We start from the raw sequence: 12,840 nt of genomic DNA, 5'->3' as shown, positions 1-12,840 counted from the left end.
TTATCTATTTTGTTTTTTAACTATAAAATTCAATAATTTCATCTTTTAAAAGCTCAGCTGTACCACAGCCAACATTTTCAGTATAAAATTTGTTAAATCGTTCATCGTATACATACATTTCTCCTAGTCCTATATGCGTTTCTTTGAAATAATTTTCATATAAATTATATAAATAAATTTAATCCTGAATCTTCAGTAGCACCTAGATAAGATGCAACTCCTCCTATTTCAACGCCATCAATGAATTCTTCTTTTTTTATTCCCATAAGATCCATGCTCATAGCACATGCAACAACCTTAACCCCCATATTTATTGCGTTAGTTATCAAACTTTCTAAATCGTCAACATTATGCTTTTTCATTATTTGTTTTATCATTGCAGGTCCCATTCCCATCATGTTCATTTTAGATAATGGTAATTTTTCTGGATGTCCTGGCAACATAATATCAAACATCTTCTCCATAGTATCCTTATTTACTTTTGGCTTATTTTTACTTTTTAATATATTAAGACCCCAGAAAGTAAAGAACATAGTAACTTCCTTTCCCATAGAAGCTGCTCCAGTAGCTATTATAAATGATGCTATAGCTTTATCAAAATCTCCACTAAATACTACTAAAGTTGCTCCATTTTTATCTACAGCCGCATTTGAAGATAGTACTTCCTCTTTCTTTGTTCCTTTTTGTATATAAGCTACAAAAGCATTTTTACTTTTATTAAATTCTGATTTAAGTAAAGTATTATTAGTTTTTTCACACCATGCTTTTATATCCTTACTAAATCCAACATCACTTGCTTTTGCCTCTAAAATTTGACCTTCTTCCATTTTATTAATTTCTTCAAATACTCTTCTTATCGGTCCTGGACATTGAAGTCCACAAGCATCTAACGTAACTTTTGCATTTATTTCTGTTATATCTAAATCTTCTAAACTCATAGCTGCTACCTCTTCTTTTATCTCGTTAAGTTTTTCATGTTGATTCTTTAAGTTTTCTTCTGCTCTTTTTACATACATATAAGTCTTTAAACCACCATCTATGTTAGTGCAATTTATTCCTTTTTGTTTTAATATTCTACAAGCTACATATCCACGTAACCCTACTTGGCATGTAACATATATATGTTTATCTTTTGTTATCTCATTTAATCTATTTCTCAAATCACCAAGAGGAATGTTAATTGAATTATCAAATTTCCCAGTAACTAATTCAAACTCTTCTCTTACATCTAAAATTATAGAATTACTTTTATCTATATTATCTATTTCATCCCATTGAATTGTATCAACTATTCCTTCTATAATATTTGCTGCATAGTATCCTAACATATTAACTGGATCTTTTGCTGAATTGTATGGTGGTGCATAACACACCTCAATGTCTTGTAAATCAAAAACACTAAAATTCCCTTTAATTGCTGTAGCTAATATATCAATACGTTTTTCAACTCCACTCATTCCTACAGCTTGAGCTCCAAATATTTTCCCATCCTTAGGATCAAACAACATTTTAATTGCTATTGGAAAAGACCCTGGATAATATCCTGCATTAGAACCTGGATGTATATGAATTGCTTTATAATCAATCCCTAGTCTTTTAAGCGTTTTTTCATTATTACCAGTTGCAGCTACTGTATAGTCAAATACTTTGGCAACTGATGAACCAAGGCTTCCTTTATACTCCTCATTTTTTCCAATTATATTATTAGCAACTAATCTACCTTGACGATTTGCAGGCCAAGCTAGAGGAATCATTGTAGGCTTCTTATTTACAAAATCCATAACTTCAATTGCATCTCCTAGTGCAAAAATGTTTAAATCAGAAGTTTTCATATGCTTATCTACTACAATAGCTCCTCTTTCATTTAACTCAATGCCTGCTTCTTTAGCTATTCTAGTTTCTGGTTTAACACCAATTGATAAAATTATCATATCAGTATTAATTTTTCTTCCACTTTTTAAAACGATTTTCTTTCCTTCGTCTTCAAAAGACTCTACACCGTCTTTTAAAATTAATTCTACATTCTTATCAATTAAATGATCATGTACTATACTTGCCATTTCTATATCAATTGGAGCCATTACTTGATCACTAGCTTCTACTAAAGTTACATCAATGCCTCTTTCCTTTAGATTTTCAGCCATTTCAAGTCCTATAAATCCTCCACCTATTACAACTGCTTTTTTAGGATTTTTATTATCAACAAATTCTTTTATTTTATCCGTATCTGGTATATTTCTAAGTGTAAATAAATTATCACATTTATCAATTCCTGATATTTTAGGTTTTAAAGGACTTGCTCCTGGAGATAATACTAAAATATCATAGTCTTCTTCATAAACTTCATTACTCTTGTAATCTTTTATACTAACTTTTTTATTTTCCTTGTCTATTTTTATAACTTCACTTAAATTTCTTATATCTAAATTGAATTTTTTACTCATTTCTTCTACAGTTTGAACTATAAGTTTTTCTCTATCATTAATGGTCCCTCCTATATAATATGGAAGTCCGCAATTAGCAAATGATATATATTCACCTTTTTCAAACATAATTATATCTAAATTTTCATCTAGCCTTCTAAGTCTAGCCGCAGTAGATGCTCCACCTGCAACTCCACCAACAATGATAACTTTTTTAGACATTTTATCTCTCCTTACTTTATTATTTTTAACATAAACATTTCTATGAAATAGTATTCTCTAATATTGCTTTCTGTATTTATTTAAATGCTACAAGTCTTTGTTTCTTATATTTTAATAAAGTTATACCATAATAAGCTTATTAGAATCTGTGACTTTATCACACAAATATAAAATTAGTTTTAATATTGTTTAGTATATTTCCTTTATTTAAAACAGCTACTATAAATTCTTCTTAACAACATAACTTTTCTTCTATTAAAATTAGACTTTAACATTTCAATTTGATATTATACAAATATATAGAAATGTATTCTAATAAAGGTAAATAATAAATATGTTACATAAGGAGAAAAGATGAAAAAAATACTAATAGTAGAAGATGACATTATCTTAAATTCTGGATTATGCTATAATCTCCAATTAGATGGCTATGTTGTTACACCAAAATATAACATAAATTCAACATTAAAAATTCTAAATATAGAAAATTTTGATTTAATCATTCTGGATGTAAATTTACCTGATGGTAATGGTTTTGATTTATGTAAAAGCATAAAACAAATTCAAGATACTCCTATAATTTTTTTAACTGCTTGTGATTTAGAAGATGATATACTTTCTGGATTTAAACTTGGCGCTGATGATTACATAACAAAACCCTTTAGTATAAATATATTTAGACAAAAAATAGCTGCAATACTTCGTAGATGTAATAAAAATTTATTTTCTTGTATTTATAAAGATTCTAATCTTACAATGGATTTCAATGAAATGACAGCAACTGTTAATAATAAAGCTATTTCATTTACTCCAACAGAATTTAAAATGCTAAAGATCTTAATTTCCAATAAAGGACAAGTTCTTACTAGACAAGTTCTTCTTGAAAAGCTCTGGGATTGTGATAGAAACTTTGTAGATGAACATACTTTAACTGTTAATATAAATCGTCTAAGAAATAAAATTGAAACTAAAAATGTTAAATACATAAAAACCATCTATGGTATGGGGTATATGTGGGTAGGTGGAAAATACAATGAAAATTAATTTATCATTCAATAAAATTTATAACTTAACTATATCACTGTTAATTTTGCTTTTTATAAGTTTTACAGCTTTTATTTTTATCAAAATAGAAAATTTCAACGTGAAAATTTTAACTCTTTTATTTGCTTTATCTTATATTTTTCTTGGATTAATTTTTATTATTTTAATAAGAGAAAGAATTATCTATACATTTAAAACTATAGATAATTGCATCGATGATATGATCTCTGGAAAGGATAATATTGCTTTTAATCTTGAAGATGAAACTTTGGTATCTAAATTTCAAAATAAATTAAAAAAATTATATAACTTAATGCTTGAGAGTAGAAATAAAAGTGAAATAGAAAAAATAGAAATTCAAAGTTTAATTTCTGATATTTCTCATCAAGTTAAAACTCCTATTGCAAATTTAAAATTATATAATTCTACCTTAATTGAAAGAGAACTTTCTAAAGAAAAAGTTAATGAATTTTTATTATTAATAAACAATCAATTAAATAAATTAGACTTTTTAATGCAGTCAATAATAAAAATGTCTAGACTTGAAACTGGTTTAATATCTTTAAATATAAAGTCTTCTCTTCTCTGTAATACGATTGCATCTTCTTTAGGCAATATAATATTTACAGCAGAAAAGAAAAATTTAAATATTAATGTATCTTGTGATTCTTCATTAATTGTAAAACATGATGCCAAATGGACAAGTGAAGCTATTTTTAATATTTTAGATAATGCAGTAAAATATACTCACTGTGAAGGTAATATTTCTATAAGTGTTACTCCTTTAGAGATCTTTACTAAAATAGATATAAGCGATGATGGCATTGGTATAAATTCTAAAAATATATGTAAAATTTTTAATCGTTTTTATCGAGAAGAAGATGTTTATGACATTTCTGGTATTGGCATCGGTCTTTATCTTTCTCGTGAAATCATTTCAAAAGAAGGTGGCTATATTAAAGTAAGTTCAAGTAAAGGTAACGGATCTACTTTTTCAATATTCTTATTAAATCAATAGCTATTTTTTGATTTAGTCAATTTTTTATCAGAATATTGATATATGCATAAATAAAACTGGATAGAGATGTGATTTAAAAGTAGTATTTATATTTTAATATAAATCATAAGCAAATTATCTCAAATTTGTAACATTATATTTTTAAACTGTGAGATTTTTGTTACATTTAGTTTCTAAAATATATATTGAAAATACATTTTAGAAAGAGGTAATTATATGAGTAATGAAAATTCGTCTAAATCTAATAAAAAATCAAAAACTAAAGTAATTTCTTTAATTTTAATAATGTTCTTAGTTATAATCTTGACTAGTATATGGTATCTTCATAGTAATAATATGATAATTTTTAAAGAAAGTAAAATACATGAAGTATATGTTGATTTAGGAGAATTTACTGTTGGTTTAAACGATACTTCTAAAAATAGATATTTTAAAGGTAAACTTTCTGTAGGTTATAATAAAAAAGATAGTATTGCTAAAAATCAATTAACAAAAGAGAATAAACTTCCTATTGTAAAAGATATAGTAAATAATTATTTTAGAAATAGAGATTATGATTATTTAAATGATTTAAATAATGAAAAGAAAATTAAACAAGAATTACTTGATGTAATAAATAAAAATCTTCAGGACTTTAAAATTATAGACATAAGATTTTCTCAATATTTATTGCAATAAATATACTAAACTTAATAAGGGGTTTTAATATGTCATTATTAGAAACTATTAATTTAAGTAAACAATATGAACAAGGTCTAAATATTGTTAAAGCTTTAAACAATATAAATTTAAAAATAGAGAAAGGAAACTTTATTGCTATAGTAGGTACATCCGGCAGTGGAAAATCTACTTTACTTCATATGTTAAGTGGTCTTGATAGACCTACTTCTGGGCAAGTTTTTGTTAATAATAAAGATATTTCTAAGTTTACTGAGGATGCTCTTACTATTTTTCGCCGTCGCAATATTGGTTTTATATTTCAAAATTATAATTTAATTCCTATGTTGAGCGTTTGTGAAAATATATTACTTCCTCTTCAACTTGATGGGAATAATATCGATACTGATTTTTTCAACAAAATTGTTACTATATTAAAGTTAAAAGAAAAACTTTCTTGTCTTCCTAACCAGCTATCAGGTGGACAACAACAAAAGGTTGCCATTGCACGAGCATTAATTACTAAACCAACAATTATACTTGCTGATGAACCCACAGGAAATCTTGATAGTAAAACAAGTCAAGAAGTTTTAGGATTACTAAAAATTTCAAGTGAACTTTTTCATCAAACAATTGTTATGATTACACATAATGAAGAAATAGCTCAACTTGCTAATTCTATAATTCGTCTTGAAGATGGAAAAATAATAAATTAGAACTATAATCTAAATATTAAAACATAGACTAAATAAAAAAGGAGGGGTAATTATATTTGAAAATGACAATAAAAAAGTTATTTTTATGCTTTGTAAAAAAAGCTTTAAAGCTAATAAAATCAGAAATGTACTTGCAATTTTCTCTATAATATTAACTACTGTGTTATTTACAAGCTTATTTACTCTAGCTTTTAGTATATGCAAATCTGCTGAAATTTCAACAATGCTTGAACAAGGTAATTCATCAAATTTCACTTTACAATATATAACAAAATATGATTTTAACAAAATGAAGGAGCATCCTTTAGTAAAAGATATAGGTATTTCTATACCTATATCTAAAATTACAAATAAAGAATTTATTAATTCAAATATTCAAATGTTATATTGTAATGAAATTTATGCCAAATGCAATTTTTCCTATCCTAAAATTGGAACTATGCCCATAAAATCAAATGAAATAATGACTAGTACAAAAGTTTTAGATATGTTTAATATTCCTCATAATATAGGTGCATATTTATCTTTAAATGGTAAAGATTTTGTATTAACAGGATTTTATGATAATTCTTATGTTGAAAGTAATAATAAAATTTATGTTTCAGAAGAGTTCTTAAAAAATAATTTCATACATTACAATGAATTAAATTCTGATAAAATAATTGTTGCTGATATAATATTAAAAAATAATTTTAATGTTAACAAAAAAATTAATAGAATATTAAACGATTGTAATATAGAATCTGATATAAATCTACGTATTAATTGGTCATATGATTTTATTTGTAGTCCCGAAATAATTTTTTCTTTATCTCTTGTAATTTTATTTATAACTTTTACAGGATATTTAATTATTTATAATATTTTTCATATATCAATAGTTAAAGATATTCAATTTTGGGGTCTTTTAAAAACTCTAGGGACAACATCAAAACAAATAAAGAAAATTCTTTTTATACAAGCTCTTTTTCTTTCAATTATAGGTATACCCATAGGCATATTTTTAGGTTATATGATTAGTATTATTCTTTTACCTATAATTAATAAAACTTTAATGAATAATTTACTTGCTTATCAAAATATTCATTTTTCCTTGCACCCAAATATATTTATTTTAACAACAATTTTTTCTCTTATTACAGTTTTTATCGCTTGCATTAAACCTAGTAAAGTAGCTGCATACATAACACCTATTGAAGCTATAAAGTATTCTCATGTTAGTAAAAATAATATTTTCCTAAAAAGAAACATAAATACAAACGGTAAAATATATAAAATGGCTTTTTTAAATTTATTTAGAGATATAAAAAAATCTATAATTATAGTAATTTCATTATCCCTTAGTTTAATATTGTTTAATGCTGTATTCAACATTGTAAATAATTATAATATAAATATATATTTACAAGAAAATTCATTATGTGATTTTCAAGTTAGTAATAAGAACTTTTTTAGCTATTTGACTTTTCAATATGATAATGAGGATATACTTCCAAATAGCCTTATAAGTTTAATAAATGGCAATGATTATATTAAAGAGAGAGGCTATTTATATTTTGATGGTGTTCCTCATACCGTAAGTATCGACGCATTAAATAATATTAATAATACACTAAATTTAACTTATCCTAAAAGTAAATATTACTTAAATGAAAAATTTGATGAATTTAAAAAAATTGGAAAATGTAATATTAAATTATATGGAATGAATGATTTTCTTTTACAAAAATTACTAATAATTCAAGGAGATCTTAATTTAGAAAAATTTAAAGAAGGTAATTATATTCTTATTTGTCCTACTACATCTAATTATAATAACACAATAAGTTACTATAAAATAGGAGACAAAATTACTATAAAATATGATGATTTTAAAACTAAAACTTATGAGGTTATAGGATTTTGCACTATACCTGATCAATTACATTCAAATTCTAATGGATTTCATGGAGATAAAAATTCAGATTTTAATATTGAATGTATTTTACCAGATAATGAATTCAAAAATCAATTTGATAATCCTTTGTTAGCAAGTTATTACTTTAATGTAGATAATAATAAAATAAATGAAATGCAAAATTTTCTTGAAAATTATACTATGAATATTGATTCCAACATAAAATATAAATCTACTGCCACATATATTTCTGAACTAAAATCAATACAACGCTCCTACAGTATAGTTGGATATGTTTTAGTACTTATTATTGGTTTAATTGGAATACTCAATTTTATAAATTCTTTTATTACAGAAATAATTTCTTATGAAAAAGAATTTGCAATCCTTGAAAGTATAGGAATGACCAAAAAACAAATATTAAAACTTTTAACATATGAAGGATTATATTATGCAATTTTAACTATAATATTTGAAATCACTATAGGTATATATTTTTCTTCTACTATAATTAAATCATTAACTAATAATATAACTTATATTAATTATTGTTTTAAACTTACCCCTATTTTCATAGCATCTTCAATTTTAATTGTTATTTCAATTATACTTCCAAGAATTATATACAAAAATACCTATAAAAAAAGTCTTATTGATAGAATAGAAAATTTTTAATAACAGAAAACCTTGTAATTCTAAAACTACAAGGTTTTATATTTTTTATTTAATATCTGAAAGTTCAATAAGTATTTTACTATCAATTTCATCTTTTTTATGCAAATTGAATTCAATATCATCTAACTCTTCCTCTATCTTTACATTAGGTAAATTGATTATAAATTCACAGCCTTTTTCTTCATTATCTTTTAGATTGATCTCTCCGTTATGAGAATTTACTATATATTTAACTAAAGATAAGCCTATTCCACTTCCCTCTACATTTCTTCTAAAAGACTTATCAACTTGTACAAATCTTTCAAAAACGCTTTTTCTAAAATCTTTTGGAATTCCTATTCCATCATCTTTTATAGTTATGCTTAAATACTCATCATTATTTTGACTTTCAATATTCACAAATATATTTCCATTATCACTTGTAAATTTAATAGCATTAGAAAGAAGATTTAAAATTGCTCTTTCCATATTTTCTGGATCACACTTTATTTCAAGGAACTCACAATCTGTATCGAAAATTATATTCCTTTTTCTAGCTTTCTCATATTCTGCTATTGATAGAGTTATATTTTCAACCAAACTAATAATTTCACAATTAACAAAATTCATTTTAAAACATCCAGCATCAAACTTAGTAACATCAATAATGTTATTAATAAGTCTTAACATCCTAGAACAATTTTGTGAAATTGTGTTTTCATATTTATTGTAATATTTTAAAAATTCTTCTTCATTATAATTGTACATTCTTAAAAGTTGAAAAGATGAAATGATTATATTAAGTGGTGTTCTAAGTTCATGAGATATGTTTGCAAAAAATTGACTCCTCATTTCCTCTTCTTCCTTCAATTTATACATTTCATTTTTTTGATTAACCACTTCATAACTTAACTCCTTGTTTTCTTTAGACTTAGTTATTATTTCTATAAATACACTGATTATTATTATGAAAAAACCTAATGCCAATAGACAGCGATTTAATACATACATCATCTTTTCGTCTTTATATAAACTTTTAACTAGTAAAATTCTGCTCAAAAACATAACACTTAAACTAGCAAAAGTTATAAAATAATTAAATTCTTTTTCTTTAAAGTATTTTATACATACTTCTAATATTAATAAGTACGTCGCTAAATTTATTATACACTTAATAATCATAAGAATATTTATATTAATTGCATGTGAATAGTACTGCATTATATTTAACTCCATTAATATAAATAATACATTAGAAATCAAAACAAATATTACTGTAGCAAATCTATTTTTACAAATACCTTTGGTTACTTTGTTTTGATTGAATATAGTTAAATATAATAATAGCGTTCTAAATATTGATGCAAAACCTACAAATGATGAGTTAGAATGCATAAGAACACTTATATTTATATGTTTTGTTAAAAAATCAACTATTAAAAATTCAGAATATATAGATAGATAGATTAGTGAAAACATAAAAAAATAATTTTCTTCGTATAAATAATAATATAAAAAACAACAAAACACTGATATAAATCCTATTATATAATTTATACCTTTTATATCTTTAACAAGAGTTAATTCAGCTAAATCTACATTATTAACCATAAAAATATTCAATTTAAATATAATATAAAAGCTAATTACATTTGTTATTATAAGCAATATTAACTTTTTGTTAATCCCCTTTATCCCTTCCGTCAGCACTTTAAAAGTCCCCCCTGTTAAATAAGTTAAGTATTTTCTTTCTGTTTATATAAAACACATACTCATATATAAATTTATTAACAACATTGAGATATTAATTCAGTACATATATATTGAAATAAATTCCATATTTATATATGTTTATATAAAATATCCTATTAATTCCTGTCCGTATTATAGCATTAATTTAAATTAATTAAAATAGTATTTGTATCTTTAATACTTATATCACCTAACACTAATCCTTAATTATTAAAGTAAATGATTGTGATCCTGCATTGCCACCAGTATCCATAAGCATAGGGATAAATGCTGTAATTATTCCAACTATTCTATCTTCTTTGTCAACTACAGTCATATCAGCTTTTAAATCCAAAAATTCAATTGTCATTATTGCACCTTCTGATATTATTTTAGCTATATCTACTGAATTCATATCTTTAAAATAACTACCTATAAAACCACCTTAAATTAAGTTCATTTTATAGATAGATACTTATACTATTTAGTTATACATTTACTGTGTTAATTTCTTTTCTAAACTTTTTGATTGCTTTCTTTGAGCCTCTTTTTAAATCTTTGTCTAATTTTCTTTCTTTAAAACTTACAAATAATTGATTCAAATCATAATCTTTTGGATACAATTCTTCTGCTGTAAATTCCAACTTTAATCTTTTAAAATTCACTTCTACAAATTCATTATTTAAAAATACAACTACATTATTAAATCTATCTTTTGTTTTATAGACTACTGCACTAACCTTTTTATCTAATAATAAAACTTTATCACCTATTTTATAGTCATACTCATTAATTATATCTTCATATTCTAAGTTTTCATTTTCAGTTTTATTCTTTAATAATTTTCTTGAATCTATAATCTCATAATTATATTCTTTGCTCTTAAAATATCTCTTACTTCTATCAAGTATAACATCATCAATGCCCATTTTTTTTGCAATATATAAGGCGTTACTTTCCCCACTTTTTCCTATATTAAGCCTATACATAGGTTCTAAAGTATCTTTTTTAAATTCCATTGCAGCATTTTCAAAATGTGGATGATTATAAGAAAAATTTTTAATTTCACCATAATGAGTGGATGCAACTGTTATACATCCTTTTTTATAAAACTCCTCTAATATCGCAATAGCTAATGCTGCTCCTTCATTAGGTTCTGTACCACTTCCTATTTCATCAAATAAAAGCAATGTATTTTTAGTGCTTTCTCTTAAAATTCTTGATAAATTACCAACATGTGATGAAAATGTACTTAATGAATTTTCAACGCTTTGATCATCACCAATATCAACAAATATATTATCAAACACAGCCATTTCAGAGTTTTCATTTGCACTTATATGAAATCCACTTTGGATTGCCATTGTAAGAATTCCCACTGTTTTTAATACTACTGTTTTTCCTCCAGCATTAGGACCAGTAATTATTAAACTTCTATATTCCTCTCCTATTTTTAAATTTAAAGGTATTGAATTTTTAATCAATGGATATCTTCCATCTACTATATTAATAAAGCCGTGATTATTTAATTTAGGTTTAACGCCTTTAATATCCTTACTATATTTTGCTTTAGCTAATATCATGTCATATTCAGATATAACTTCAACATTAACTTTTAATTCTCTAATTCTTGAAAAAATCATTTCTGTTAAAGTTGATAGTATCTTATATTCTTCAATGCTTTCTTCACCCCTTAAAGAAGCTAGTTCAACTGTATATTTAGATATTATGTTTGGCTCCATAAATACAGTGTTTCCTTTTGAAGATACTTCCACAATACTGCCACTAACTTGATTTTTATATGAAACTTTTATTGGAACAGTATATCTTCCATTTCTTTGACTTACAAAAACTTCTTGCAAATATTCTCGATTAGATGGACTTTTTATAAATTTTTCAAGTTTTTCATTTATCTTTCCTTCACATAAATCAATGTGCTTTCTTATTTTTTTCAATTCTTTTGTTGCATTAGAATCAATTATCGTACCTTTAATTGATATTGAAATTTCCTCTTCTATATATTGAAGTTCAGTTATATTTTCTCCATAGCTGCTTAATGTAGGCGCATATCCTTCTTTGTCTTTAATAAATAATTTTACTTTTCTACATCCTCTTAAAAAATCACCAATAGTTATTAATTCTGAGGGTTCAAGCACTGCCCCTTTTTCCATTTTATTCAATAATGGATTTATATCAAATATTCCTTCAAGAGGCATATGATAAGATGCATCTATAAGTCTTCTTCCTTCTGAAGTTTCATTTAACATTCTATTTACTTGCTTTAAATTCTTACTTGGCATAAGTTTATCTATTAAATTTTTACCTAAATTGCTTATACAATATGATTTTACAATTTCTTTTAAATTTTCATAATTTAATTTTTCTATTGTTATATTATTCATTCTTTTCGTCCTTCTTTTTTTAAATTCAAGTCACGAAAATCTATATAGATTTCAAGATTTAAATTATATTATTTTA

Annotated in this window: 9 protein-coding genes and 1 pseudogene; 5 read left to right on the top strand and 5 right to left on the bottom strand. The window is 24.4% G+C overall.

The genetic code is table 11. From position 1 onward, the window contains the following. Positions 1-16: 16 nt before the first annotated feature. Both NG901_RS02740 and NG901_RS02735 read right to left on the bottom strand, forming a co-directional pair. On the bottom strand, positions 17-178 hold the full coding sequence (locus NG901_RS02740) for a TipAS antibiotic-recognition domain-containing protein (RefSeq protein WP_309556464.1): 162 nt from the start codon (positions 176-178) through the stop codon (positions 17-19). Further along, a complete protein-coding gene (locus NG901_RS02735; RefSeq protein ID WP_252212217.1) occupies positions 165-2,645 on the bottom strand; it encodes a CoA-disulfide reductase in 2,481 nt (826 codons plus the stop codon). The genes NG901_RS02740 and NG901_RS02735 overlap by 14 nt, the downstream gene beginning before the upstream one ends. Before the next feature lie 354 nt (positions 2,646-2,999). Here NG901_RS02735 and NG901_RS02730 point away from each other — a divergent pair, with 354 nt between their 5' ends. From NG901_RS02730 to NG901_RS02710, 5 genes are all read left to right on the top strand, one after another. Next, on the top strand, positions 3,000-3,689 hold the full coding sequence (locus tag NG901_RS02730; RefSeq protein WP_252212216.1) for a response regulator transcription factor: 690 nt from the start codon (positions 3,000-3,002) through the stop codon (positions 3,687-3,689). Further along, positions 3,679-4,707 carry a sensor histidine kinase gene (locus tag NG901_RS02725; RefSeq protein WP_252212215.1) on the top strand — a complete coding sequence of 343 codons (1,029 nt, stop codon included), beginning with the start codon at positions 3,679-3,681 and terminating at the stop codon, positions 4,705-4,707. The genes NG901_RS02730 and NG901_RS02725 overlap by 11 nt, the downstream gene beginning before the upstream one ends. A 216-nt stretch (positions 4,708-4,923) precedes the next feature. Further along, positions 4,924-5,385 (top strand): flagellar basal body-associated FliL family protein, encoded by a 462-nt coding sequence (locus NG901_RS02720; protein ID WP_252212214.1) that lies wholly within the window; start codon positions 4,924-4,926, stop codon positions 5,383-5,385. A 29-nt stretch (positions 5,386-5,414) separates the two neighbouring features. Continuing rightward, positions 5,415-6,080, top strand: a complete 666-nt coding sequence (locus NG901_RS02715) for an ABC transporter ATP-binding protein (protein WP_252212213.1) — start codon at positions 5,415-5,417, stop codon at positions 6,078-6,080. A gap of 85 nt (positions 6,081-6,165) precedes the next feature. After that, complete coding sequence (locus NG901_RS02710; RefSeq protein ID WP_252212212.1) at positions 6,166-8,652, top strand: ABC transporter permease; 2,487 nt, start codon at positions 6,166-6,168, stop codon at positions 8,650-8,652. A 45-nt stretch (positions 8,653-8,697) separates the two neighbouring features. Here NG901_RS02710 and NG901_RS02705 read toward each other — a convergent pair whose 3' ends face one another. The 3 genes and pseudogenes from NG901_RS02705 to NG901_RS02695 form a co-directional block, all read right to left on the bottom strand. Next, positions 8,698-10,341: a sensor histidine kinase gene (locus NG901_RS02705; RefSeq protein WP_252212211.1), complete on the bottom strand. Its 1,644-nt coding sequence runs from the start codon at positions 10,339-10,341 to the stop codon at positions 8,698-8,700. Positions 10,342-10,553: 212 nt separating this feature from the next. Then, positions 10,554-10,669, bottom strand: a pseudogene (locus tag NG901_RS17290) (magnesium transporter); the annotation flags it as partial. A 181-nt stretch (positions 10,670-10,850) separates the two neighbouring features. After that, on the bottom strand, positions 10,851-12,764 hold the full coding sequence (locus NG901_RS02695; RefSeq protein WP_252212210.1) for an endonuclease MutS2: 1,914 nt from the start codon (positions 12,762-12,764) through the stop codon (positions 10,851-10,853). Positions 12,765-12,840: the final 76 nt, after the last annotated feature.

The sequence above is a fragment of the Clostridium sp. CMCC3677 genome (assembly GCF_023845585.1).
In the GTDB taxonomy this organism is placed as follows: Bacteria; Bacillota; Clostridia; order Clostridiales; family Clostridiaceae; genus Clostridium; species Clostridium aquiflavi.
Note: the sequence above shows the minus strand (reverse complement) of the source record. Positions and strands in the feature narration are given on the sequence as shown.

Excerpts from the sequence above, each read along its gene's own strand:
- NG901_RS02735 (WP_252212217.1), bottom strand. The coding sequence starts at position 2,645 with ATGTCTAAAAAAGTTATCATTGTTGGTGGAGTTGCAGGTGGAGCATCT.
- NG901_RS02730 (WP_252212216.1), top strand. The coding sequence starts at position 3,000 with ATGAAAAAAATACTAATAGTAGAAGATGACATTATCTTAAATTCTGGA.
- NG901_RS02725 (WP_252212215.1), top strand. The coding sequence starts at position 3,679 with ATGAAAATTAATTTATCATTCAATAAAATTTATAACTTAACTATATCA.
- NG901_RS02720 (WP_252212214.1), top strand. The coding sequence starts at position 4,924 with ATGAGTAATGAAAATTCGTCTAAATCTAATAAAAAATCAAAAACTAAA.
- NG901_RS02715 (WP_252212213.1), top strand. The coding sequence starts at position 5,415 with ATGTCATTATTAGAAACTATTAATTTAAGTAAACAATATGAACAAGGT.
- NG901_RS02710 (WP_252212212.1), top strand. The coding sequence starts at position 6,166 with ATGCTTTGTAAAAAAAGCTTTAAAGCTAATAAAATCAGAAATGTACTT.
- NG901_RS02695 (WP_252212210.1), bottom strand. The coding sequence starts at position 12,764 with ATGAATAATATAACAATAGAAAAATTAAATTATGAAAATTTAAAAGAA.